At 65.7% G+C, this 25,157-nt stretch carries 20 protein-coding genes and 1 pseudogene; 11 read left to right on the forward strand and 10 right to left on the reverse strand.

The window, feature by feature from the left end; translation table 11 throughout:
* The first annotated feature begins 108 nt into the window (after positions 1-108).
* Both AC1DB0_RS25510 and AC1DB0_RS25515 read left to right on the forward strand, forming a co-directional pair.
* Positions 109-837: a response regulator transcription factor gene (locus tag AC1DB0_RS25510; RefSeq protein WP_054427993.1), complete on the forward strand. Its 729-nt coding sequence runs from the start codon at positions 109-111 to the stop codon at positions 835-837.
* Positions 834-2,306, forward strand: coding sequence for a sensor histidine kinase (locus AC1DB0_RS25515; protein WP_346551952.1), 1,473 nt, complete (start codon positions 834-836; stop codon positions 2,304-2,306). Before AC1DB0_RS25510 ends, AC1DB0_RS25515 begins: the two co-directional genes overlap by 4 nt.
* 64 nt (positions 2,307-2,370) lie before the next feature.
* Here the strand turns inward: AC1DB0_RS25515 and AC1DB0_RS25520 are convergent, their stop codons facing one another.
* Positions 2,371-3,528: an NAD(P)H-dependent flavin oxidoreductase gene (locus AC1DB0_RS25520; protein ID WP_175168538.1), complete on the reverse strand. Its 1,158-nt coding sequence runs from the start codon at positions 3,526-3,528 to the stop codon at positions 2,371-2,373.
* A 99-nt stretch (positions 3,529-3,627) separates the two neighbouring features.
* Positions 3,628-4,356 carry an IclR family transcriptional regulator gene (locus AC1DB0_RS25525; RefSeq protein ID WP_476758225.1) on the reverse strand — a complete coding sequence of 243 codons (729 nt, stop codon included), beginning with the start codon at positions 4,354-4,356 and terminating at the stop codon, positions 3,628-3,630.
* Positions 4,357-4,534: 178 nt separating this feature from the next.
* Between AC1DB0_RS25525 and AC1DB0_RS25530 the strand changes: the two genes are divergently transcribed.
* From AC1DB0_RS25530 to AC1DB0_RS25540, 3 genes are read left to right on the forward strand one after another with little or no spacing between them, the layout of a single operon-like run.
* The gene (locus AC1DB0_RS25530; RefSeq protein ID WP_476758226.1) at positions 4,535-5,473 is read left to right on the forward strand and encodes a hydroxymethylglutaryl-CoA lyase; all 939 of its coding nucleotides are present in this window, start codon (positions 4,535-4,537) and stop codon (positions 5,471-5,473) included.
* Positions 5,474-5,512: 39 nt separating this feature from the next.
* Positions 5,513-6,718, forward strand: coding sequence for a CaiB/BaiF CoA transferase family protein (locus AC1DB0_RS25535; protein WP_476758227.1), 1,206 nt, complete (start codon positions 5,513-5,515; stop codon positions 6,716-6,718).
* Complete coding sequence (locus AC1DB0_RS25540; RefSeq protein WP_054427987.1) at positions 6,715-7,701, forward strand: Bug family tripartite tricarboxylate transporter substrate binding protein; 987 nt, start codon at positions 6,715-6,717, stop codon at positions 7,699-7,701. The genes AC1DB0_RS25535 and AC1DB0_RS25540 overlap by 4 nt, the downstream gene beginning before the upstream one ends.
* A gap of 130 nt (positions 7,702-7,831) precedes the next feature.
* On the opposite strand, the gene AC1DB0_RS25545 is transcribed toward AC1DB0_RS25540, so the two are convergent.
* The 3 genes from AC1DB0_RS25545 to AC1DB0_RS25555 form a co-directional block, all read right to left on the reverse strand.
* On the reverse strand, positions 7,832-9,220 hold the full coding sequence (locus AC1DB0_RS25545; RefSeq protein ID WP_054427986.1) for a tripartite tricarboxylate transporter permease: 1,389 nt from the start codon (positions 9,218-9,220) through the stop codon (positions 7,832-7,834).
* On the reverse strand, positions 9,217-9,708 hold the full coding sequence (locus AC1DB0_RS25550) for a hypothetical protein (RefSeq protein ID WP_476758228.1): 492 nt from the start codon (positions 9,706-9,708) through the stop codon (positions 9,217-9,219). Before AC1DB0_RS25550 ends, AC1DB0_RS25545 begins: the two co-directional genes overlap by 4 nt.
* A gap of 92 nt (positions 9,709-9,800) precedes the next feature.
* Complete coding sequence (locus AC1DB0_RS25555; RefSeq protein ID WP_054428060.1) at positions 9,801-11,087, reverse strand: hydroxymethylglutaryl-CoA reductase, degradative; 1,287 nt, start codon at positions 11,085-11,087, stop codon at positions 9,801-9,803.
* A gap of 154 nt (positions 11,088-11,241) precedes the next feature.
* On the opposite strand from AC1DB0_RS25555, the gene AC1DB0_RS25560 reads away from it, so the two are divergent.
* Positions 11,242-12,669: an aminotransferase-like domain-containing protein gene (locus AC1DB0_RS25560; protein WP_342065689.1), complete on the forward strand. Its 1,428-nt coding sequence runs from the start codon at positions 11,242-11,244 to the stop codon at positions 12,667-12,669.
* A 42-nt stretch (positions 12,670-12,711) separates the two neighbouring features.
* Here the strand turns inward: AC1DB0_RS25560 and AC1DB0_RS25565 are convergent, their stop codons facing one another.
* The 5 genes and pseudogenes from AC1DB0_RS25565 to AC1DB0_RS25585 form a co-directional block, all read right to left on the reverse strand.
* Complete coding sequence (locus AC1DB0_RS25565) at positions 12,712-13,512, reverse strand: anaerobic ribonucleoside-triphosphate reductase activating protein (RefSeq protein ID WP_342065688.1); 801 nt, start codon at positions 13,510-13,512, stop codon at positions 12,712-12,714.
* On the reverse strand, positions 13,478-13,663 hold the full coding sequence (gene nrdD / locus AC1DB0_RS25570) for an anaerobic ribonucleoside-triphosphate reductase (RefSeq protein ID WP_476758229.1): 186 nt from the start codon (positions 13,661-13,663) through the stop codon (positions 13,478-13,480). The genes AC1DB0_RS25565 and nrdD overlap by 35 nt, the downstream gene beginning before the upstream one ends.
* 48 nt (positions 13,664-13,711) lie before the next feature.
* Positions 13,712-15,430, reverse strand: a pseudogene (locus AC1DB0_RS25575) (ribonucleoside triphosphate reductase); the annotation flags it as partial.
* A gap of 179 nt (positions 15,431-15,609) precedes the next feature.
* Positions 15,610-15,954: a DUF3325 domain-containing protein gene (locus AC1DB0_RS25580; RefSeq protein ID WP_420865352.1), complete on the reverse strand. Its 345-nt coding sequence runs from the start codon at positions 15,952-15,954 to the stop codon at positions 15,610-15,612.
* A 2-nt stretch (positions 15,955-15,956) separates the two neighbouring features.
* A complete protein-coding gene (locus AC1DB0_RS25585; protein WP_427949091.1) occupies positions 15,957-17,567 on the reverse strand; it encodes a PepSY-associated TM helix domain-containing protein in 1,611 nt (536 codons plus the stop codon).
* A gap of 261 nt (positions 17,568-17,828) precedes the next feature.
* Between AC1DB0_RS25585 and AC1DB0_RS25590 the strand changes: the two genes are divergently transcribed.
* The 5 genes from AC1DB0_RS25590 (at position 17,829) to AC1DB0_RS25610 (ending at position 25,126) form a co-directional block, all read left to right on the forward strand.
* Positions 17,829-18,443, forward strand: coding sequence for a ferritin family protein (locus AC1DB0_RS25590; RefSeq protein WP_054427979.1), 615 nt, complete (start codon positions 17,829-17,831; stop codon positions 18,441-18,443).
* Positions 18,444-18,452: 9 nt separating this feature from the next.
* Positions 18,453-20,855 (forward strand): catalase, encoded by a 2,403-nt coding sequence (locus AC1DB0_RS25595; RefSeq protein WP_476758230.1) that lies wholly within the window; start codon positions 18,453-18,455, stop codon positions 20,853-20,855.
* A gap of 202 nt (positions 20,856-21,057) precedes the next feature.
* Positions 21,058-21,585, forward strand: a complete 528-nt coding sequence (locus AC1DB0_RS25600; RefSeq protein WP_054428058.1) for a sigma-70 family RNA polymerase sigma factor — start codon at positions 21,058-21,060, stop codon at positions 21,583-21,585.
* 6 nt (positions 21,586-21,591) lie between these two features.
* Entirely contained in the window at positions 21,592-22,569 is a 978-nt protein-coding gene (locus AC1DB0_RS25605) for a FecR domain-containing protein (RefSeq protein ID WP_476758231.1), read from the forward strand.
* A gap of 100 nt (positions 22,570-22,669) precedes the next feature.
* On the forward strand, positions 22,670-25,126 hold the full coding sequence (locus AC1DB0_RS25610; RefSeq protein WP_476758772.1) for a TonB-dependent siderophore receptor: 2,457 nt from the start codon (positions 22,670-22,672) through the stop codon (positions 25,124-25,126).
* The last annotated feature ends 31 nt before the right edge of the window (positions 25,127-25,157 follow it).

The following is a 25,157-nucleotide window of genomic DNA, read 5'->3' on the forward strand; positions in this document are numbered from 1 at the left end:
CCCCGGGGCCGATATCCAAGTCCTCACGCAAACTTAAAATAATTGTGATAACTCCACCGCCCCGTATTGGCGACAATGGCGGTACTGAACTGGCCCGAGCTCCCCCCCATGGATACGCCCCGACGCGTGCTGATTGTTGAAGACGATGCCCACATTGCCGAATTGCTGCGCTTGCACTTGCGCGACGAAGGCTATGCGGTGGAACACGCCGCCGATGGCAACGAAGGCATGCGGCGGCTGGAAGAGGGCAGCTGGGACGCGCTGGTGCTCGACCTGATGCTGCCCGGCATCGATGGCCTGGAAATCTGCAAACGCGCCCGCGCCATGGCGCGTTACACGCCCATCATCATCACCAGCGCCCGGTCCAGCGAGGTGCATCGCATACTGGGGCTGGAGCTGGGCGCGGACGATTACCTGGCCAAACCGTTTTCCATGCTGGAGCTGGTGGCGCGTGTGCGGGCGCTGCTGCGCCGCAGCGACGCCGTGGAGCGCAACGCGCGCATCGACGCCGGCAGCCTGGCGGTGCATGGCGTGTCCATTGACCCCATCGCGCGCACGGTCGACATCGACGACCGCCGGCTGGACCTGACGCCGCGCGAGTTCGATCTGCTGCATTTCTTTGCGCGCCATCCCGACAAGGTGTTCTCGCGCATGGATTTGCTGAATCATGTGTGGGGCTATCAGCATGAAGGCTATGAGCACACCGTCAACACCCACATCAACCGGCTGCGCACGAAGATCGAAGCCGACCCGTCCAACCCGCAGCGCATCCTGACCGTTTGGGGCAGGGGCTACAAGTTTGCGGCGGACCCGGGCGGCGCGGGAGCCGCAACATGAAACGCACAACATTGACCCAGCGCTTGTCGGCGGTGTTCGCGCTGCTGTTGCTGGCGTGCTGCGGCGCGTCGGCATGGTTGCAGATCGCCGCCAATTCCCGCTACGAACAAGAGGTGGTGCAGCGCTTGTCCAGCGGGCTGGCGCAGCACATTGCCGGCACCACCGAACTGATGGATGCCAACGGCTGGAAACCGGATGCCGTGCGCTCGCTGTTCGACATGCTGATGGCGGTGAACCCGGCGGTTGAGGTGTACCTGTTGTCCAACGATGGCCGCATCGTGGGCGATGCCGCGCCGCCGGGCCAGATCAAACGTGATCGTGTCGATCTGGCGCCCATCAAACAGCTGTTGTCAGGCGGCATGCTGCCGATTGTGGGCGATGACCCGCGCAACGTGGACGCGCAAAAGGTCTTCAGCGCCGCACCGGTGCGCGTGGGCGGGCAGGACAAGGGCTATGTCTATGTGGTGCTGCAAGGCCAGGCGCACGACGCGTTGGCGATGGCGGTGTCGCGCAGTTCCGTGTTGCGCACCACGCTGTGGTCGATTGCGCTGGTGGCCTTGTTGGGGTTGGTGGCGGGCTTGACCGCGTTTGCGCTGATCACGCGGCCGTTGCGCGGGCTGACGCGGGCGGTCAAGGCGTTTGATGGCGATGACGGCCAGGCGCTGGCGGCGTTGGAGCAACCGGGTGATGCGCAAGATAACAGCGGCGATGAAATATCGTTGCTGCGGCGTAGCTTCGTTCAGATGGGCCGGCGCATTTCAGATCAATGGCGCGAACTGACGCGGCAAGATCAGCAGCGGCGCGATCTGGTGGCCAATATCTCGCATGACCTGCGCACACCGCTGACGTCTTTGCACGGCTATCTGGAAACGCTGCGGCTGAAAGACGAAACGCTGGACGCAGGCGAACGCCGCCGGTATCTGGACATCGCGCTGGCGCAAAGCCGCAAGGTGGGCCGGCTGGCGCAGGAATTGTTTGAGCTGGCGCGGCTGGAATCGGGGCTGGTGCGGCTGGAGCCCGAGACGTTTTCATTGCCGGAATTAGTGCAGGACGTGTTTCAAAAATTCGAGCTGGCGGCCGAAGCGCGTCAGCAGCATCTAACCACCGATATCCCGCAGGCCTTGCCGCTGGTGCGCGCGGACTTAGGGCTGATCGAACGGGTGCTGACGAATCTGTTGGACAACGCCATCCGGCATAGTCCGCCGGGCGGCCGGATCGAATTGCAGCTGGGCGTGGCGCAGAACCGCGTGCAGGTGCAGGTCAGTGATTCCGGCACGGGTATTCCGCCGGAATTGCGTAGCGGCCTGTTCACGCGTGCGTCGGCGCTGAACCGGGGGCCGCGCGATGGCGGCGGCTTGGGGCTGGTGATTGTGCAGCGTATTTTGCAGCTGCATCAAAGCGAGATCCGGCTGGTGGAACGCCCCGAACCCGGCGCCGTGTTCCAGTTTGATCTGTCGGCGGCGCGGTAGGGCGGGGCGGTCGAGTCTTGCGGTGCCTTCCGGTGGTTGTTTCGGCGCTGTTGCTAATCGGCCATCACGCCGTGGCGGGCATCTGCCCGTGCAGCAGATAGTCCATCAGTTCACGCACCGAACGCATCGCGTGGCCAAACGGCAGTTTCGACGCGCCGCGGAAGAACAGGCCGCGGCTGACTTCGCCACGCAGGGCGGCGGCCAGCTTCAAGTCGATGCAGAATTGGCCGAAGCGTGACAGGCCATCGCGCAACCCGCATTGCGTCAGGCAATCCATGCGCTGGCTGCAACGCCGGGGATCGCAGCGCGTGCCGGCTTGCAGGGTCTTTTCCTGGCGCAGATAGCGCGTGAGCCACGGCGTGGCCACGGCACGTGCCGGCAGTCCTGCCACGCTGGTGAATTCCGCCAGCTCGGCCGGGTCGGCATCGATCAAGACGCGCTTGAAATTCTCGTGCGCATCGCCTTCATGCGTGACGGCAAAGGCGGTGCCCACTTGCACGCCGTCGGCGCCGTTGGCCAGCCAATGGCGCACCTGATCATGGCTGCCGACACCACCCGCCACGATCAGGCGAGGCGCGTCCTGGCCCAGTTGCAGCTCGTTGAACAAGGCATGGCATTCGGCCAGCACGCGCTGGAAATCGAAGCGTTCGTCGTGGATGTCATCCAGCCGCGCCGCGCCCAGATGACCGCCCGCATAGCCGGGGTGCTCAATGACCACGGCATCGGCCAGACGGCCTTTTTTCATCCATTTCTTCAGCACGACTGCCACGCCGCGCGCTTCCGACAGAATCGGCACCAGCGCCACCTTCGGAAAGTCCGCCGTCATTTCAGGCAGATCCATCGGCAAGCCCGCACCCATCACGATGGCCTGCGCGCCGCTTTCGCAGGCCTGGCGCACCAGCGCGGGGTGCCCGCGCACGGCCTTCATGACGTTCACGGCGACTAGACCCCGGCCTTGCGCCGTGTCCAGCGCGGCGCGGACTTCGCGGTCCAGGGCTTCCAGGTTGACGCGGTCGATCAGATCGCGGTCATTGCATTTGTCGGTTTGCTCAAGCAAATCGGGGTGGTGATGGCGCAAATCGATGCTGGCGATGGTGCCCACCGCGTTCTGGCTGGCGACCGCGCCGGCCAGACGATGAGCGGAAACGCCAACGCCCATGCCGCCCTGAACAATGGGCAGCAAGTCGCGTCCGGCGAGTTTGAGTGATTTGAACCACGTCATGATGAGTCTTTCCTCTGGTCAAGTGGACAGAGGCTAGAGCAAGGGGTGACGGGTCGCCTTGCGCAGGATCAAGCGGGGGGCAAAGGCGCGGCGTAGTGTTCAGCCCACCCGGCCGGTTAAGCGCCGCGCGGCGTTCAGCACGTGGCTCAGGTGGTTGGGGTTGTAGCGGTGCGCGGGCGCGGTCAGCGTCACGGCCGCCGCGATGCCGCCCGACAGCAGGAACACGGGCGCCGAGATACCCGCCACTTCGTTCAGCCGGTCTCCCATGGCGGCAAAGTAGCCGTCGTGGCGGATGCGCGCGTAAAGCGCCTGCTCGGGGCCGGGCGCGTGCCCCAGCACCTCGTCATAGGCCGTCAGCACGCGTCCGCCACTGCCGCGTTCCAAGGGCAGCAAGTCGCCCGCGCGGATGTGGTCGCGCACCGGGTGCGGGGAATCGACGCGGTACAGGCACAGGCGCGCGTCGCCTTGGCGCACGTGATACGCCGCGCTTTCGCCTGTGGCCGCGACCAATTCGCGCAGCACCGGCACGACGATGTGCTCCAACGAAAACGACGCCGAGTAGATGCCGTGCAGGCGGGCGACTTCGGGGCCGAGCGCATAGCGGCCGTCGTCCAGGCGCTGAATCCATTGCGCGTGTTCCAGCGATGCCAGCAGACGCAACACGGTGCTTTTGTACAGCCGCGTGCGTTCGGCCAGTTCACCCAAGGACAACGTGCGGTCGGTGGGGGTGAAGACGGCCATCAGGCTCAAGGCGCGGTCGACGGCCGCCACGCCGCCTTGGGCGGCATCGGCATCGGCAACGGATTCGGTGGCGGCTTTACGCGGCATAGGGTTCCTTGAATTGTGGCGGCAGGTTCCATCCTTCAGAACGGCTGCGCGCCATTGTAGGCAAACGCGGCGCCATCACTCCCGCTAAATCGCGCTTGACAGCAATTTTTGGTTTGGCGTTTAATTCTATTAGAAAGAACATGGTTCTATAAGATAGAATTTAACGGAGGCTCACGCCATGGCGAATTCCGCCGCAAGCGACACCGATGTGCTGATCAGTGAAGTCGGCCCGCGCGACGGGCTGCAATCGGTGAAGGCCACGATGCCCACCGCTGACAAGTTCCGCTGGATCGATGCGCTGGCCGCCGCCGGCGTGCGCGAAATTGAAGTGGCGTCGTTTGTGCCGGCGCGCTTGCTGCCCCAAATGGCCGACGCGGCTGAAGTTGTGGCCTATGCCGCGCGCATTCCGGGTGTGACAGTGATGGCGCTGGTGCCCAATCTTCGTGGCGCCGAGGCCGCGCTGCGGGCCGGCGTGCACAAGCTGACGATGCCCGTCTCCGCCAGCCGCGCGCATTCGCTGGCCAACGTGAGGAAAACCCCGGAAGACATGGTGGACACCGTGCGCGCCATTGCCGCGCTGCGTGACGACATCGCGCCCGGCGTAACGCTTGAGGCCGGCATTTCCACCGCCTTCGGCTGCACGCTGCAAGGTTTGGTGCCGGAAGACGAGGTGATTCGGCTGGCGGTGATGTGCGTGGAAGCGGGGGCCGATGAATCAGGCTTGTCGGACACCGTCGGCCATGCCAACCCGGCGCAGGTGCGCCGCCTGTTCCGGCGCTTGCGCAGTGAAATCGGGCCGAAGGCGGGCGCCGCGCACATGCACAACACCCGCGGGCTGGGCCTGGCCAATTGCCTGGCCGCCTGGGACGAAGGGGTGCGTACGTTCGACAGTTCGCTGGGTGGTTTGGGCGGCTGCCCCTACGCGCCAGGGGCGTCCGGCAATGTCGTCACCGAAGACCTCGTCTTCATGTTCGAGGCCATGGGCGTGCGCACCGGCATCGACCTGGAAAAAATCATCGCGGCGCGTCAGCCGCTAGCCGCCGGCCTGCCCGGCGAGCCGCTGTACGGCATGACGCCCGACGCCGGCTTGCCTCTGGGCTTTGTCCAGGCGCGCTAGCGGCATCCGCTTACCCCTCGCAATCAAGGTGCATTACCCATGACTAGCCGTGCAACGTCCCGCCTTCCATATGAAGGCATCCGCGTCGTCGAGTTCACCCACATGGTGATGGGGCCCACGTGCGGCATGCTGCTTGCGGACCTGGGCGCGGAAGTGATCAAGGTCGAACCGATAGGCGGCGACACCACGCGCCGCCTGCTGGGGTCGGGCGCGGGGTTTTTCCCCATGTTCAACCGCAACAAGAAGAGCATCGCGCTGGACCTGAAGCAGCCCGAAGGCGTTGAAGCCGCGCGGCGGCTGATCGATACCGCCGACGTCGTCAGTGAGAATTTCAAGTCGGGCGTCATGGACAAGCTGGGCCTGGGCTATGCGGCGCTGAAAGCCCGCAACCCCCGGCTGATCTACGTCAGCCACAAGGGCTTTTTGCCCGGCCCGTATGACAACCGCACCGCGCTGGACGAAGTCGTGCAGATGATGGGCGGGCTGGCCTATATGACGGGCCGGTCAGGCGACCCGCTGCGCGCCGGGTCCAGCGTGAACGACATCATGGGCGGCATGTTCGGGGCGATGGGTGCGATGGCGGCGCTAGCGCAACGCGAACACACGGGCGTCGGCACCGAAGTGCAGGCCTCGCTGTTCGAGAACAACGTGTTCCTGGTCGGCCAGCACATGATGCAGTACGCGATGACGGGCAAGGCGCCCGCGCCGATGCCCAGCCGCATATCGGCTTGGGCGGTGTACGACGTGTTCACCGTGAAGGATGGCGAGCAGATCTTCCTGGCCGTCGTCAGCGACAAGCAGTGGGACATCTTCTGCCGCGCTTTCGGCTTGCAGGAATGGCTGGCGGATACGCGGCTAAAGACCAACAACGACCGGGTGCAGGCGCGCGAGTGGCTGATGCCGCTGCTGCGTTCCCATCTGGCGGATTACCCCGCGGCGGCGCTTGCCGCGCGGTTCGAAGAACAAGGCTTGCCCTTTGCGCCTATCACCCGTCCCGAACAGCTGTTTGACGACCCGCATCTGAAAGCCACCGGTGGGCTGGCCCCGATCACGCTGCCCGACGGGCGCGAGAGCTTCGTGCCGCTGGCCCCCTTGACGCTGGACGGGCAGCAACCCCCCATCCGCTTGCAGCCGCCGGCTGTGGGCGAACACACCGACGCGCTCTTGCGGGCGGTCGGCTATCGCGACGACGAGATCGCGGCCTTGAAGGCAAGGCGCATAACAGAAGGAGACCAACCATCATGATCACGCTGACCCGACGCTCATTTTTGGGCGCCACGCTTTGCGCGGCCGCGTTGCCGTTGCGGCTGCATGCCGCGTCCGCCTATCCGGACGGCCGGCCCATCCGGCTGATTGTTCCGTACACGCCGGGCGGCGGCACCGATTCGGTGGCGCGCGCGATTGCGGCCAAGATCACCGGGGCCGCCGGGTGGTCTGTGGTGGTGGAAAACCGCCCCGGCGCGGGCGGAAACATCGGCCTGGATACCGTGGCCAAGACGCGCCCGGACGGCTTCATGCTGGGCCTGGGCCAAACCGCCAACCTGGCGATCAACCCGGCGCTGATGCCCAAGATGCCGTTTGATGCCACCAAGGATTTCGCGGCCGTCGCCATGGTGGCGTCGCTGCCCGTGGTGCTGGTCGTCAAGGCCAACGCGCGCTGGAACACGCTGGCCGATCTGGTCAAGGAAGCGCGCGCGCAGCCCGGCGCCATCAAGCAGGCGCTGGCCGGGTCCGGCACCGTGGGCCATCTGGCGGGCGAGCTGTTGGCGTATCAAGCCAAGTTTCAGGTGCTGAACGTGCCGTACCGGGGCGCGGCGCCCGCGTTGAACGACCTGCTGGGCGAGAACACCGACTACATGTTCGCCACGCCGCAGGCCGCGCAGGAAATGCTGAAAGGCAAGGTGCTGCGCCCCTTGGCCGTCACTTCCCGCGAACGCCTGTCGATCCTGCCCGACGTGCCGACCGTGGCGGAATCCGGGTTCGATGGCTTCGAGGCCGTGGACTGGAAGGCGCTGGTGGCCCCGGCCGGCACGCCGCCCGAGATCATTGATACGGTCAACGGCGTCGTTGAAAAAGTGCTGGCGGACCCGGCCACCATCGCCATGTTCACGGCGGAAGGCAGCAAGCCGATGGGCGGATCGCCCCAGGCCGCGCAGCAATACATCCGGGACGAACAACAGAAGTGGGCACGGCTGATCCGGGAAGCCAATATCCAGACGGCGGCGTAGATGACGGACGGGGCGCCCGGGCAAAAGGGCCGCCCCGGCAAAAGGGCCGCCCCGGCGAAAGGGCCACCCCGGCAATAAAATGGGCCGCCCGATTGCGGGCGGCCCTTGCATGCCAAGCGGGCGCAACCCGTCAGGCCATCAGCTTCACAATGGCCGGCACCGACAGCACCGCTGTGTAGTAGCCCATGAACTGCACGCCCGTGTTGAAGCCGAACAAGCGCGACAACAAGCCGCCGAACAGACCCATCGTCAGGATCACGAGCAGGCCCAGGAACTGGCCTTCCCAGATGCTGATCACGATGATCAGGCCGACGAACGTGGCGATGATGGCTTCGTGGCTGACCTTGCGCGACACGAACAACGCGGCGCGGCGTGCGAAGTTCATGGCGAAGGGGTAGGACACCACCGCGGCCAGCAGCACCGCCAACATGCCGTAACCCAGGAATTCCCAGTGGTTCAGCAGGTTGTGCAGGTTGTGGGTTTCGCCGGTGGCGGCGTCAACCGTAAAGCGCGGCGGCGCGTTGAACAGCGGCGCGGCGGGGCCGGCGGCCACGGGGCTGAGCGGCAGGCCGAATGCGATCAGCGGGATCAGGGCTTCGGCGATGTACGTGGCTTCGGTGACGCCATTGCGCGCCGACAGCACCGTCGTCAGCCGGTGATACGCGTGCTTGATGCGCGAGCCCACCAGCTCGCCCAGCACCACCGTCATGGCGACGGGGCTGAACACGAAGGTGGCGCTGGAGATGGCGGCGGTGGCCAGCGTCCAGCGGGTCTGCGTGCGGTCCATGACCTTCAGCGGGTTCGGGAAATAGCCCGACCAGCCCTTGACGTCGGGCGCCAGCGAGAACGTGCGGACCTTTTCGCGCATCATCTTCGCGCGGCCCATGGGCGAGATCACGGTGAACAGATCGGCAATCAGCGGCCCGATGGCGATGCCCAGGAAGTAGCTGATGCTGAGCTTGACGCCGTACTTGGCGGTCAGGCTTTGCAGCGCGATGATCACCACCACGAACGGCACCAGCAGCGCCACGGCGGCCCAGCGTCCTGCGGAAAAGTAGGCGATCAACACGGCGGCGGCCAGGAAAATCCACGGCGCAGACTTGGTGATGGCCGCGCCAAACGGCGCCAGCAGCACGGCGAACAGCACGGCCAGCGGCACCGCGACAAAGGCGGCGACGATGGCGCCCGACACCATCTTGCGCAGCGCGATGTGCGGCACGCCCAGCTTGCGCAACATATTCGCGTCTTGCAGCAGCGGAGTCGCCAGCGTGTCGCCGGGAATGCCGAGCAAGGCCGTTGGCACCGCGTGCGTCATGTGTTTGGCGACGGCGCCCGCCAAGAAGAACGTGAACACGCCGGCGGGCGGCACGCCCAGCAGCACGACCAGCAAGGTCAGCGGCGCAAGCGTGGTGGTTTCATCGGTGCCGGACACCAGGCCAATGGCGGCGAACACCACGGCGCCCAGCAGGCCCATGGCGGCGGCCACCATGATTTGTTCAAGCAGGATCGGGTCGCTCATGCCAGCGCCTCCTTGGATGCGCCTTGCGGCAGAGTGTTGGCGGTGGCGGTGGCCGAGTCAGCCGCTTTTGCTGGAGGCTCGGTGAACAGGTCGTACAGATCCAGTTCCTTCAGTTCACGCACCACGGCTTCCGGCAGGTCCGCCAGGGTGCCCAAACCGCCAGGTTGCTCGGCCAATTCAGCCAGCACTTCGGCGCGCCAGGCCGGGTCATGCGTGGACGTGTGTTCGATGACTTCGCGTTTGGGCGGGAACAGGCGCGCGCAGATCACGCCTGCAATCACGCAGCCTGCCAGCCCGGCCAGCATTGCGTAGGCGTGCGCCAGTTCCGGCGACGCGACCATGCCGCGCAACCAGCGGCTGGCGGCGTAGAAGCCCGCCACGCTGATGGTGATGCCGATGCCGATGGCCCAGGCCAGCTGGCGCAGGTCTACGGTGTCGCTCCATACCTCGGCCAGGCGCCAGGACGGCGCCGGGGATTTTGGTTCCATGTCTCTCTCCGTTGGGTTGGGCGGCGCCGGCGTTACCGTGCGCCGCCTCTGTTCTTATGGGGGCATGCTGGGTGGCCTGTGCTGGCCGGGCGTTATCGCTTGCGCAATTCCTCCAGCAAGGCCAGCGCGCGGTCGGTGCGCACGTCCTTTTCTTCGGCCATGCGTTTGGCGACGGCATCAATCTCGGCGCCCACGGCGCCTGCCACCAGCGCAATGTTGCGGGCGTGCAGCGCCATGTGGCCGCGCTGAATGCCTTCGGTGGCCAGGGCGCGCAGCGCGCCCAGATTCTGCGCCAAGCCGACGGCCACCGCCACTTCGCCCAGCTCTTGGGCGGAGCGCACGTCCATGATCTTCAAGGCCACGCGCGCCAGTGGATGCGTTTTGGTCGCGCCGCCCACCAGGCCCACGGGCATGGGCATTTCGATGGTGCCAACCAGCGCGCCCGACGTGTCTTTTTCCCATTGGGTCAGCGACGTGTAGCGGCCCGAGCGGGCGGCGTAGGCGTGCGCGCCGGCTTCCACCGCGCGCCAGTCATTGCCGGTGGCGACGATGACCGGGTCGATGCCGTTCATGATGCCTTTGTTGTGCGTCGCGGCGCGGTAGGGGTCGACGGCGGCGAAGGTGTAGGCGTCCAGCACGCCTTCGATGATCTCGGCGCCGCTGCGCTCCTTGGTGTCCAGCACTTGCGGGGTCAGGCGCACGCGGGCGCGCGCCAGCCGCAGGTCGGCCAGGTTGGACAGGATGCGCAGGCGCACCGAGCCGCCCGTAATGGTTTCGACCAGCGGCGCCACGGCTTCGGCCATGGTGTTGACGGTGTTGGCGCCCATGGCGTCGCGCACGTCCACGATCAGGTGCATCACGATCATCGGGCCGCGCGGCGTGTCGGGGAACACGTGGACCTCGATGTCCTGGCAGCCACCGCCCAGTTCAATCAGCACTTTGTCGCGGCTGTTGGCCAGCGTCACGATGCGCTCGCGTTCGCGCAGCAGCGCCAGCCGTGCGCCTTGCGGGTCGGTCAGCCCCAGCACTTGCACCTGGGCGCGCATCAGCGGCCGGGTGCTCGACGTTTCGAAGCCGCCGCATTCGCGCGCCAGCTTGGCCATGTACGACGCCGCGGCCACGACCGACGGTTCTTCCACCGCCATCGGCACCAGCACATCGCGGCCATTGACCTGGAAGTTGCCGGCCACGCCCAGCGGCAGCTCGAATGCGCCGATGACGTTTTCGATCATGCCATCGGCGCGGTCCAGGCCCAGCGCGCCGGGGTGGGCCAGCAGTTGCCGTTCTTCGGGGGTGAGCGAGGCGGCGTCCGCAATGGCGGCCAGGCGTTGCGCAGGGGTCAGCGCGCGGAAATTGGGCAGGCGTGAATCGGCCACGATGGCAGGTCTCCGTATAAGAATGTGTGGCCAGATTCTAGGTAAACTGTACCGCCATTGAGAGGTACAGTTTTGGCAAACAGTACCATTGCACTGCACCAATTTTTACGCCTTGGCCGTCATGCGCGACGACGGCCCATCACCCAGAACACTCGGCATGGACGACCTTAAACACCCCGGCAATTCGGGCCCGCGGCCGCGCGCTGCACCCATCGCGGAAAGCCTGGCCAAGCTGATCGGCCAGCAAATCGCCGACGGCGTTTACCGGCCGGGCGACAAGCTGCCTTCGTTACGCGAACTGTCCCAGTTGCATCGCTACGCCAAGAACACGGTGGTGGTGGCGTTTGAAATGCTGGTGGCGCGCGGGCTGGTGGAACCCCGCCGGGGTTCCGGCTTCTTCGTGCTGGATGGCGACTTTGCGCGCAAGGCGGCCGACGAAGAACCCGGCCAACTGAGCCGCGCCATGGACATCGTCTGGCTGATGCGCGAACAGCTCAAGACGCAGCCCGACGCCGTGCAGGCGGGCGATGGCTTTCCGCCCGTGGAATGGCTGGCCGACATGCGCATGGACCGCTATCACCAGAAGGTGGTGCGTACCGGGTTGGGCGCCTTGTTCCGCTACGGCAGCCGTTTTGGCTACGCGCCGCTGCGCGAAAGCCTGGTCCGCAAGCTGGGCGATGTGGGCGTGAACGTGGCGCCGCGCCAGCTGGTGCTGACGCATGGCGCGAACGAAGCCATGGACTTGGTGATTCGCTATTTCGTGCCGCCGGGCGCAACCGTGCTGGTCGACAACCCCGGCTACTACCCGCTGTTTGGCAAGCTGAAGCTGGCGGGCGTGCGCATGCTGGGCGTGCCGCGCTTATCAGATGGCCCTGACGTAGCCGCGCTGGAAGCCTTGTTGCAGCGCGAAAAACCGCGCTTGTTTTTCACGCAGTCGTTGGCGCACAACCCGACGGGGTCGGATATCTCGCTGGCGAAGGCGTACAAGGTCTTGCAGCTGTCCGAGCGCTACAACCTGATGATCGTGGAAAACGATGCGCTGGCGGATTTCAAACCGACGTCTGCCGTGCGGCTGTCGGCGTTGGACCAGTTGGAACGCACGATCTATATCGGCAGTTTTTCAAAATCGTTTTCAGCGGCGCTGCGCGTGGGGTTCATTGCGTGCAACGCCGCGTTGGCCAGTGACCTGGCCGACTTGAAGGCGTTGGTGCACGTCAGCAGTTCGGAATATTGCGAACGCATGGTGGACGTGATGCTGCGCGACGGCCATTACGAGCGTCATCTGGCGCGGCTGCGCCAACGCCTGGAAGCCGCCACGGGCCACGCCTTGCAGGTGCTGGACGCGCTGGGCGCCGAGGTGTTTGCGCGGCCGACCAGTTCGATGTACCTGTGGACGGCGTTTCCGGGCGTGCCAGATTCGCTGACGCTGGCAGCCGAGCTGATGCCGAAGAAGGTCATCATGGCGCCGGGCCGCGTGTTCAGCGTGGACCCGACCGCCGTGTCGCCCTGGTCGCGCTGCAACGTGGGGGCGATCGGGTCGCCGCGTTTCAAAGAGACGCTGGAAGCGGCCCTGGCACGCCGATGAAGCGACACAGTGAAGCGGCGTTGAAGTAACCATCAGGGCGCGCTAGCGATACGCAAACTCCTTGAACCACTGCGCCATCTGCGCTTGCGCCTGGGTGCCCAGCGCGCGGCCCGGCGGCGTGCCGGGTGAGCTGCGCGCGCCTTGCACGGCAAAGCGCTTGACGCCACGGCGCGCGAGTTCGCGGGCCAAGCCCAGCAGCCGCGTTTCGCTCAGCCAGTCCGGATGCCAGGTGATGCGGCATTCGAAATCCGTACCGGCCGACAGCAGCTGCGTCAGGCAGGCGAGCGCGGGGCGTTGGGAATCCCGGCGCCCCGTGATGTCGTCATAGCCTTCTGCATCGGCCTTGATGTCCAGCCCCACCCAATCCAGATGGCGCAGCACGTCGGCCAGCCGCAGCGGATAAATGCCCGCCGTGTGCAGCCCGACCCGATACCCCATGCGCCGCACATCACGGATCAGTGACGGCAGGCGCGGCTCGCTCAGCGGTTCACCGCCCGAGAACACCACGGCATCCAGCAAGCCGCGCCGTGTCTCCAGAAAGGCCCGGGTCTCGCGCCAGTCGTAGCGGGCGGTGCGCGTTTGCAGTTCGGTGTTGTGGCAATAGTGGCATCGCCACGGGCAGCCAGAGATGAAGACGACGGCGGCTAACTGGCCGGGCCAGTCCACCGTGGAAAAAGGAACCAGCCCGCCGATGGCCGGAGAATGCCGGGGCAGGGGCTGGGCAACAGGCTGGGGCGGCGCGGCGTAGGCCGGCCTTGCGGCCAGCCTGCGCGTCCCGGCTTCAGCATTTGCGTGCAGGGGTGCGCCCTCAGGCGCGCTGCTCGACGAAGAAGCGGCGTTCATTGAATTCGCCTTGTTTACCGGTGTTGAAGGAAGAAACGGGGCGGTGGTAACCCATCACGCGGGTCCAGACTTCGCAGCGCACGCGCTGGCTGTTGTCTAGTTGCGGGGCGGGGGCGGCGATGGCCGCGACGGGGTCCGTCAAGGTTTGCATGGAGTGGCTCCTGAAAAGGCCGGGCTTGTGCCCGGCGGTGGGCGCGCGCTAGGCCGGGGCGCAGCACGCGGTTTGCTTGGCCAAAAGTTCGGCGTCGCATTTGGGGCAGAACTCGTGGTGCCCGGCCAGATAGCCGTGGTTCGGGCAGATCGAAAACGTGGGCGTGACCGTGATGTAGGGCAGACGGAAGTTAGTCAGGGCGCGCCGCACCAGCTGCTTGCACGCGTCGGCTGATGACACGGCTTCGTTCATGTACAGATGCAGCACGGTGCCGCCCGTGTATTTGCTTTGCAGCGTTTCCTGCAATGCCAGCGCATGGAAGGGGTCGTCGGTATGGCCCACCGGCAACTGGCTGGAATTCGTGTAGTAGGGCTGCGCGTCGCTGCCCGCTTGCAGAATGCCGGGAAAGCGCTTTCGGTCTTCGCGCGCGAAACGGTACGTGGTGCCTTCGGCGGGCGTGGCTTCCAGGTTGTAGAGGTGGCCCGTCTGCTCCTGAAATTCCGTCATGCGGTCGCGCACGCGGTCCAGCAGCCGCACGGCCAGCGCATGGCCGGCGGGCGTGGTGACGTCGTCGGCATCGTGGGTGAAGTTGCGGATCATCTCGTTGATGCCGTTCACGCCCAGCGTGCTGAAGTGATTGCGCAGCGTGCCCAGATAGCGGCGCGTGTAGGGGTAGAGGCCCTGGTCGATGTAGCGCTGCACCACCTGGCGTTTGGTTTCCAGGACGTCGCGGCCCAGCCCCAACAGCGTGTCAAGACGCGCCATCAGCCGGGCTTCGTCCCCTTGGCACGTGTAGCCCAGCCGCGCGCAGTTCACCGTGACCACGCCGACCGACCCGGTCTGCTCGGCCGACCCGAACAGCCCGTTGCCACGCTTGAGCAGTTCGCGCAGGTCCAGTTGCAGGCGGCAGCACATGGAACGCACCATGTGCGGTTCCAGATCCGAATTCAGGAAGTTCTGAAAGTAGGGCAGGCCGTAGCGCGCCGTCATCTCGAACAGGCGGTCGGTGTTGGGATGGTCCCAATTGAAATCCGGCGTGATGTTGTAGGTGGGAATGGGGAAGGTGAACACACGCCCTTTGGCGTCGCCGGCCATCATCACTTCAATGTAGGCCCGGTTGATCATGTCCATTTCGGCTTGCAGGTCGCCGTAGGCAAACGGCATTTCTTCGCCGCCAACATAAGGCACCTGTTCCTTCAAGTCAGCCGGGCAGGTCCAGTCGAACGTCAGGTTGGTGAAGGGCGTTTGCGTGCCCCAGCGGCTGGGCACGTTCAGGTTGAAGATCAGTTCCTGCATGGCCTGCTTCACGTCCGCGTACGTCATGGCGTCGCGGCGGATGAAGGGCGCCATGTAGGTGTCGAACGAGCTGAATGCTTGCGCGCCCGCCCATTCGTTTTGCAGCGTGCCCAGGAAGTTGACGATCTGGCCAATGGCCGACGACATGTGTTTGGGCGGCGTGGATTCCACCTTGCCGGGAATGCCGTTGAAGCCTTCGGTGAGCAACTGGCGCAACGACCAGCCGGCGCAGTAGCCGCTGAGCATGTCCAGGTCATGGATATGGATGTCGCCGTCGCGGTGCGCCTGGCCCGCTTCGGGCGTGAAGACGTTCGACAGCCAGTAGTTCGCAGTGACTTTGCCCGCCACGTTCAGGATCAGGCCGCCCAGGCTGTAGCCCTGATTCGCGTTGGCGTTGACGCGCCAGTCGCGCTGGTCCAGGTATTCCTCCATGGCGCTTTCCACGTCCACCAGTGTGTGGGGCAGTGAGCGGTTGAGGATGTGTGGGATAGGCATTTCGACACCATATGTTGTGGGGTGTGAAAACTCTACCACCACATATGGTGCTGTCAGCGTGCCGGTGGCACGCGATATCAGCCGAGTTTGATGCGGGTCAAACCGGCTGAGCCGGCCTGCGCAAAACCGGGTTCAGGGCGCGTCGCCCCGACCGATCAGAATCCGATGGTGACGCCTGCCAGCGAGATCGCCACCGCCAAGGCGGCGGTGCCGGCGGCGGGGCGGGGCGCCCACGACAACATGCCCACCCACATCAGCGCGCCGGCCGACAGCCAGCCCAGCCACGCCACAACGCCTACCGTGTTGCCCCACAGGCCCACGCAAGGCAGAAGCGCCAGCGCCAGCAGCAGCACGCCGGCCCCGCGCAGCACGCGCGTGTGGCCGGCGGAGGGGTCGCGGCCCCAGACCTGGTCGTAATGGCGCGGCATGGCCAGGCTCAGGCAGGCCATGCCGGAGTAGGTCAGCAGCAATGCCATCACAATGGCGAATACGTCGTTCATGGTCATGCCGCTGCCTCTTGGTTCGCGCGGGGGGTGCGCTGGGCGGGCGCGGACTGAGGCTTCTTCCACAAACGGATCGCCGCCCAGGCGGATAGTACGCCAAAGGCGACAGCGGTCAATTCGACGCCCGCGCTTTCCCAATCGCCACGCGCGATCTGCGCAAAGGGGTGATCGCCCAGCGTCACAAAGGACAGCACCGGCAGCAGCAGGCACAGCGCGGCCAACAGGCCCAGTTGCGTGATCCAGGCCACGCGCGGGCGGCACAGCCAGGCGTGCGCCAGCATCAACGCCCACAAGCCAAAGAAGCAACGCAATTCCCAGAGCGCGCGGTTTTCCAACGCTACCGGCAGCAGCCGGTTGGCCCAGAAGAAACCGATACAGGCCACCGCCAGACCGGCCAGCCCCGCCACGTTCAAGCCTTCGAACAGGCGGTACATGCGCGCCGTGGCCGCGCCGAATTCATGGCCCAGCTTGGCGCGCCGCTTCACCATGAACAGCACTGCGCCTGTGCCCATCATCGCCGCGCCCGCCAGCCCGCACAGGAAGTACAGCCACTTGACGCCGAAGCCGCCGAACTGCGCCATGTGCAGGTCGCCCATCACCTGGCGCGTCAAGGTGGCTGCGCCGCCATTGACGCCGCCCGGCGGGCGCATGCGAATCAGCTCGCCCGTGGCGGCCGAAAATTCGGCCATGCCAGTTGTGGCGCTGATGTTGTGGAAGGTGTCTTGGTCTTCGTTCCAGCCATAGACGGCGATGCGCATGGCGGCGTCTTCGGGGTTGTTGATGACGATGGCGCGCGCGGTTTGGCCGATCATTTTTTCAGCCTGGGCCACGAGGGGTTCCAGCGCAGGCACCGCCAGCGGCTGGCCGGTGCGGGCGGGCTTTTCCTCGCCCTGCATTTCGGCCAGGTACAGGCGGGTGGCCTCCATGCCGCCGCCGTAGTTCGCCACCACAGGGGCGGGCATTAGCTGGGCGCTGGAGATCACGATGCCGGTGTACGCAATCATGAACTGAAAGGGCAGCGTCAACACGGCCACCGCATTGTGCGCGTCCAGCCAAGACCGCTGGCCCTTCTTCGCGCGAAAGGTGAAGAAGTCCTTGAAGATGCGCTTGTGGGTGACGATGCCCGAGATCAGCGCCACCAGCATCGCCATCGTGGCGAACGCCACGATCCACAAGCCGTAGCGGCTTTCGTGCAGCATGTAGTGGAAGTTCACGAAGTGCGTGCCGCCCATCGTGGCGCGGGCTTCGTCGTCGTGATGATCGTCAAGCTCCGCGCCCGTGACGGGGTCCAGCTCGGCGTCGGCGTACATGCCATTTTTGTCGAACCAATACACCGACAAGCCATTGTCGTGTCCACGATTGACGGGCCAGACCTCCCACATGCCGGCGCCCGCGTGGTGGCGCTGCATGTAATCGACGGCAAGGTCCAGGCGGCGCGCGCGGTCCACGGGCGCGCTTTCCTGTTGCGCGGCCAAGGCTTCGGCCGCGTGGTGCTCGGGCGTCATCCAGTGGGTGATGGGTTCAGCGAAGATCGCCAGCGACCCCGTGAGGAACACCGTGTACAGCAGCCAGGAAAACCACAGGCCGGCCCAGGTGTGCAACCAGGCCATGGATAGGCGGAAACCGGATTTCAGAAAAGGCCTCTTTTGTTGGCGCCGCCGCGAGCCGGTCAGCGTTGAGTTTTTATTGAGAATGGTTCCGATTCTAGTCGAAATGGGGTCAGCGTTGCGATGCTAAGCATCGTCGTGTGGCGTAAATCCGGCGGCCCGTGGCGCGGCTGGGCATGGCGATTGCTGGGGTGGCGGGTTCTACCGAGCGGCTGCCCACGCAGCGCGGCGGCAGTGGAGCACGCGATAGAACGAGGAGCCCCCATGAAATCCAAAGCCGGAAAATCCAAGCAGATCCACGAACTGCTCTATCAGGCGATCGAGACCGAGATCGGCGGCCTGTCGATCTACGAAACCGCGTTGTCCTGTGCGGTCAACGCAGACTTGAAGCAAGAGTGGAAGGAATACCTGGAAGAAACGCGCACGCACCACCGTGTGCTTTTGACCGTATTTGAACAACTGGGACTTGACCCCGCGGCGGCGTCGCCGGGCAGGGACGTGGTGCGTCACCTGGGCGATTCGCTGGTCAAGGCCATGAAGATGGCGATACACGCAGGCGACGCTGACGCTGCGCAGCTGGTCGCGACCGAATGCGTGGTGCTGGCCGAAACCAAGGACCACGCCAACTGGGCGCTGATCGGGCTGATTGCCGATCAGCAAACGGGCCGTGAAGCGAAGATTTTGAAGCAGGCCTATGACGCCGTTGCCGTCGATGAAGACCACCACCTGTATCACACGCAGGGCTGGTCGCGTGAACTATGGATTGAGTCGCTGGGCCTGCCCGCCGTGCTGCCACCGCCCGAAGAGGTGAAGCAGGTGGAGAGCGCCATCGGTGCATCGCGAGCCGAGCAATCGCGCGAAAAAATGTTGAACCACTAGGAGATCTCCATGGCAAGCAAGAAACCCGAGAACAAAGGCGCGGCAGGCAAAGGCGCATCTGGCGCGCTGGACACCGCCTATATGAATAGCGACAGCGGCCCCGCTGCCGGCCCGGCTGGCAAGCCCAGCCACCCCGCGTTGAAACGCGCGGCCGCCGTGGGCGCCACCGCAGGCGCCATCCCGCACAACGCCAACAAGGCCGCCGAATACGGCGACGAGGCCGCGCGTTGCCCCTACACCGGTACGCACGTGCCGGCTGCTGACGCTTCCGTGGGCGCCAGTTCCTTGTCGGAAAGCGAGGCGTCCGGCAAAACCGTTGATGCGGCGGCGCCCGCCGTCAACGCCGTAGACGGCCGCTTGTCGCGCGTGCGGTCGGACGCCAGCGACCAACGGCTGACCACCAACCAGGGCGTACCCATCAGCGATAACCAGCACTCGCTCAAAGCGGGCTTGCGCGGGCCGGCGCTGCTGAAAGATTTCATCCTGCGGGAAAAGATCACGCACTTCGACCACGAGCGCATTCCCGAGCGCATCGTCCACGCGCGCGGTTCCGCGGCGCATGGCTATTTCGAATGCTACGAACCGCTGACCGACCTGACCGCCGCCTCGCTCTTTGCCGAGAAGGGCAAGCGCACGCCGGTGTTCGTCCGCTTCTCGACGGTGGCAGGCGAACGCGGGTCGAAGGACACGGCGCGCGACGTGCGCGGTTTTGCCGTGAAGTTCTACACCGACGAGGGCAACTGGGACCTGGTGGGCAACAACATCCCCGTCTTCTTCATCCAGGACGCGATGAAGTTTCCCGACCTGGTGCACGCGGTGAAGGCCGAGCCGCACCATGGCATGCCGCAGGCGGCGTCGGCGCACGATACGTTCTGGGACTTCGTGTCGCTGATGCCGGAATCCACGCACATGCTGATGTGGGTGATGTCTGATCGCGGCATTCCGCGCAGCTATCGCATGATGCAGGGCTTTGGGGTCCATACCTTCCGCTTCGTCAACGCGCAGGGCGAATCGCGGCTGGTGAAGTTCCATTGGAACCCGGTGCTGGGCACGCATTCGCAAGTGTGGGACGAGGCCGTCAAGGTGTCGGGGGCCGACCCCGACTTCCACCGCCGCGACCTCTGGGAAGCCATCGACGGCGGCAACGGCCCCGAATGGGAGCTGGGCGTGCAGGTCTTCACCGAGGAAGAGGCGGCGAAATTCAGCTTCGATGTGCTGGACGCCACCAAGATCGTGCCTGAAGAGCTGGTGCCGGTGCGGCCCATCGGCCGCATGGTGCTGGACCGCAACCCCGACAATTTCTTCGCCGAGACCGAGCAGGTGGCGTTCTGTACCGCGCACGTCGTGCCGGGCCTGGACTTCACAAACGACCCGCTGCTGGCCGGGCGCATCCATTCGTATGTGGACACGCAGATTTCGCGGCTGGGCGGCCCGAATTTTCACGAGATTCCCATCAACGCGCCGCTGGCGCCGGTGCACAACAACCAGCGCGACGGCATGCACCGCCAGGCCATCCACCGTGGCCGCGTGTCGTATGAACCCAACTCGCTGGGGGGCGGCTGCCCGTTCCAGGCGGGCATGGACGGCTTTGTCTCGTTCCCCGAACCTGAAACCGGCGACGAGCTGCGCGGCCATCCCGAGAAATTCGCCGAGCATTACAACCAGGCCACGCTGTTCTTCAACAGCCAGACGGACTGGGAACAGCGCCACATCATCAACGCGTTCGCTTTTGAATTGAGCAAGCTGACGGTGCCGGCCATCCGGCAGCGCATGGTGGCGTCGCTGCGCAACGTGTCGGACGACTTGGCGCAGGCCGTGGCCGACCAGTTGGGCATGGCTTTGCCCGAGCCCTTGCCCCGTGCGATGCCAAAGCCGCCCAAGCCCGAAGTGGAAACGTCCCCGACGTTATCGCTGACGGCCAGGCCGGGGGACGGCGGCGTGGCCACGCGCAAGGTCGCCATCCTGGTGGCCGAAGGCGTGGATGGCCAGGCGGTGTCGGCCGTGGCGCAAACGCTGATCAAGGCAGGCGTGGTGGTGCGGCTGGTGGGTCAGCGTATCGGGCCGCTGCAAGCCGAAGACGGCAGCGCGCTGGACGCCGATGCTTCGCTGGACAATCACCCGTCGGGCCTGTTCGACGGCGCGGTGGTGCCGGGGGGCGACGCGGCAGCGAAGCGTTTGCAGGCCGACGGCCGTGCGCTGGAGTTCCTGCGCGACGCCTTCCGCCATGGCAAGACCTTGTTGGGCCTGGGGCAGGGCGCGCAGGTGTTCGGGGCGGCAGGCATTGCCCCGGACGAAGGCGATGGCGGCCTGTTGATGGGAGGCGGCGCGCCGGCAAAGAGCGCGGCGGCGTTCATCGAGGCGCTGGCCAAGCACCGGCATCCTGAACGCGAGACGACGCCGCCCGCGGTATAGGGCGCAACGCCGGCGTGCCGTGGCGGGCGCCACGGCACGCGCGGTATCGGCTGCCACGGCAAGCGCTCGGTATGAGCCGGTACGCCAGGCGTACCGGCGGGAAAGGGAGATGGCGGGCGGAGGTGATTCTCCATTGCCCGCCATCATCAATAATGATTACAATTCCCATTTCCAAAATTCAGAAAGCGGTCGCGCTACGTCCATGTCGTCATCGGAATCCCTGGAGCACCGGGAGCTCGGTTTGCTCTATCGCGACCATCATGGCTGGCTGCGCGGCTGGCTGCTGCGTCGCCTGAGCGTGCCGGCCGAAGCGGCTGACCTGGCCCAAGACACATTTCTGCGCCTGCTGGCATCGCCCGCGTCGCTGGCGCAGCTGCAAGGCGTGCGCCAGCCGCGCAGTTTTCTGGCGACGGTGGCGCAACGCACGCTGGTGGATCACATCCGCCGTCAGGTGCTTGAGCGCGCGTGGCTGGAAACGCTGGCCCAGCAGCCTGAAGCCACCGCCATGTCGCCCGAGACGCAGGCCATTCTGCTGGAAACCATCCGCGAAATAGACGCCATGCTGCATGGGCTGGGCGACAAGGTGCGGCGCGCGTTCCTGATGTCTCAGTTGGAAGGGGCAAGCTATGCCGATATCGCCGCCCAACTGGGCGTGACGGTCAGCTCCGTTAAAAAATACATGGCGCGCGCGACGGAGCATTGCCTCGTCTACGCGTTGGAAAGGCACTAGGCGGCCATGGCGAACCCGGCTATCTCCGCCGCCGCGCAATGGTATGCGCGCCTGTGCGCAGACGACGTCAGCGCGGCCGATGTGGCGGCGCACCGCCGTTGGCTGGCCGCCGACCCCGAACACGCGCGCGTCTGGCGCCAGGTTGAGCATCTGCGCGGCACGCTGGGCGCGGCGCCTGCGCGGCTGGCGGCCGATACCCTAAGCCGCGCTGACCGTCACTTTGCCCACCGCCGCGCGGCATTGCGCAAGGGCTTGGGCGCGGTGGCGCTGCTGGGCGCGGGCGGCGTGCTGGCGTGGCGCACGATGCCCGTCGAGCGGCTATGGGCCAACTACTTGGCCGACTACTTGGCCGACTACCGCATGGGCGCAGGCGAGCGCCGCGAACTGTTGCTGGCCGATGGCACGCAGCTGTGGCTGGACAGCGCCAGCGCGGTGGACGTGGCCATCGACGCGCGCGGCCGGCACATTACCGTTCACGCGGGCGAAATTTTGATCGATACCGAACACGCCGCGCGCGGCTTGCCGCCGCTGCGGGTGACTACGTTGCACGGCACGGTACGCCCGTTGGGCACCCGCTTCACCGTCAACCGCCAGGACGCCGCGACGCAAGTCGCGGTGCTGCGACACGCCGTGGTGCTGGAACCCGCCGCAGGCGGCGCGCCGCTGACGTTGAACGCGGGCGAACAAGGCCTGCTGGAACCGGCAGGTGCCCACTTTGCGGGCGCCATCACCGGCGAACCCGACGCCTGGACGCGCGGCCTGCTCATCGTCGACAACTGGCGCCTGGACGACTTCATCAGCCATCTTGACCGCTACCGCCCCGGCCGTTTGAGCTGTGATGCCGCGGTCGCGGCGCTGCGCGTGTCGGGCGCCTTTCCCATTGATGACACCGACCATGCCCTGGCCGCCGTGGAACGCGCGCTGCCGGTGCGCGTATCGCGCTTCACCCGCTACTACACCCGGGTCGTGGCGCGCGGTGGCTGATTGATTTTCATTTTTTTTCTTCAGGCATTGTCCTTTTTCCGATCTCGTCCGACTTAGCAGGGAATACGTCGGATTTGATTCACGGAAAACCTGAGCACTTATGCCTTTCACCCCACACTCCCATTGCCCTCCGGGCGCGTTGGCGCCGATTGCGCGCGCCGTGTTCGTTGCGCTGATGGCGCTGTCCGCCGCGCCGCAGGCGCTTGCGCAACCCGCGCAACCCGTGCCCGCGGCAGACGCCGCGCGCCGCTTTGAAGTGCCGGCCGGCCCGCTGGGCCTGGCGCTTAGCCGCTTTGCGGCGCAGGCCGGCGTGGTGCTGTCGTTTGACGCGCAACTCACGCAGGGCAAGCAAAGCCCCGGCCTGCAAGGTGATTACGGCGTGGCCTCGGGTCTGGCGGCGATGCTGTCAGGCACGGGCCTGGAAGCCGTCAGCCAGGGCGGCAACAATTACGGCTTGCGCGTTGCGGGCGCGCAGACGCTGGCGCCGGTTGAAGTGCTGGGCTCGCGCGAACCCGGCCCCAGCGAAGGCACGGACTCGTACACGGTGGGCTTGTCCACCAYGGCCACCAAGCTGCCGATGACGCTGCGCGAGACGCCGCAATCGGTATCGGTGATGACGCGACAGCGCATCACGGACCAAGGGCTGAATACGCTGGAAGACGTTATCGCCAACACGCCTGGCCTGACGTTCAAGAAGAAGGGCTCTGCCGACGACAACGAAAAGGGCTTGTACGCGCGCGGCATGGAAGTCACCAACATGCAGGTGGACGGCGTGCCTACCCACAAGGACTTCAATGCCCTGGGCCTGGACACCGCGCTGTATGACCGCATTGAAGTCGTGCGCGGCTCGACCGGCCTGCTAAGCGGCGCGGGCAATCCGGCGGCATCGATCAACCTGGTGCGCAAGCGGCCCACGCGGGAATTCGAGGCCGGTGTGGGCGTTGCCGTGGGCTCTTGGGACTACAAACGCACCGAGTTCGATCTGGGCAGCCCGCTGGACGAGTCGGGCAAGTTGCGCGGCCGGCTGGTCGGCGCGTGGCAGGAAGGCGGTTCGTTCATCGACCGCGTGAAGCAAGACTCGCAAATGCTGTACGGCGTGGTCGAAGCGGATCTGGCCGAACGCACCATGCTGACGCTGGGCGCGGAATACCAGCGCAAGAAATGCACGGCGTGCTCGTACTTCGGCTTTCCCAGCGTCTACGCCGATGGCACCGAAACCGATTTCCCGCAGCGCTTCAATTCGGCCACCAACTGGAGCCGCCAGGAACGCACGCGCTACAACGTGTTCGCCACGCTGGACCATGAATTTGCGCCGCTGTGGAAGGGCTCGCTGACCGTGTCGCGCACCAGCGACGACAACGACCGCACCTACGGCTGGTTCAGCAGCAACGGCTGGGCCAACCCGGAAACGGGGCAGGGCGCATCCGTGTGGGTGGCCAAGTGGCCCATCCCCAAAACCCAGAACGCCGTGGACGCGAGTTTGACGGGCGCATTCGACGCCTTTGGCCGTCAGCACGATCTGGTGGTGGGCGTGAACGCGTCGCGCACCCGGGGTGACTACGACATGTACCCCTTGTGGACGGCGCCGGGCTACAACCCGGCCATTCCCGATATTCGCCAGTGGAACGGCGACATGCCCGAACCCGATTGGCAAACTACCGGCAAGCGCTACTACACCGAGAAGCAGTCGTCGATTTACGGCGCGCTGCGCCTGCGCCCGACGGATGCCTTGTCGCTGGTGCTGGGCTCGCGCGTCACCTGGTGGGACCAGCAAGCGTCCTACGCCTATAACGACGGCTCGTCTTACCCGGACGACATGCGCGAACAAGGCGTCTATACGCCGTACGCCGGCGTGGTCTATGACCTGAGCCGCGACGTCTCCGTCTACGCCAGCTACACCAGCATCTTCCAGCCGCAACAGGCGCAGACCGTGTCAGGCAGCGTGCTGGCGCCCATCAAGGGCAACACGGTGGAAGTCGGGGTGAAGTCGGCCTTCATGGATGGCCGCTTGAATGGCTCGCTGGCCTTGTTCCGCACGCGTCAAGACAACTACGCCATGCTGGACGGCGACATGCTGGCGCCCAATGGCGACAACGCCTACGTGGCGGCGGACGGCGCCGAGATGCGCGGCGTGGAAGCCGAGCTCAGCGGCGAGCTGACGCCGGGCTGGCAGATGCAGCTGTCCTACGCGTATGTGGACCGCCGCCTGCCCCAAGGCTTCATCACGCAAGTGGGTTTGCCGCGCCATGGCGTGAAGCTCTACACCACGTACCGGCTGCCGGGCGACCTGAGCGCGCTGACCGTGGGCGGCGGCGTGCGCTGGGAAAGCGGCAGCAGCTATGCCGCGCGCGGGCCGGGCCGGGTGATGTATGAATCGTCGCAAAGCAGCTATGCGCTGGTGGACCTGATGGCGCGCTACCAGTTCAACCGCCAATGGTCGGCCACGCTGAACCTGAACAACGTGCTGGACAAGAAGTACTACGCCAGCACGAACGTCTACAGCAATTACTACGGCGCGCCGTTCTCCGCCATGCTGGGCGTGAGCTACAAGTATTGATCGGCAAAACGCCGGGGCGGACGCCGCCCCG

Source organism: Achromobacter sp. 10T422 (assembly GCF_056394065.1).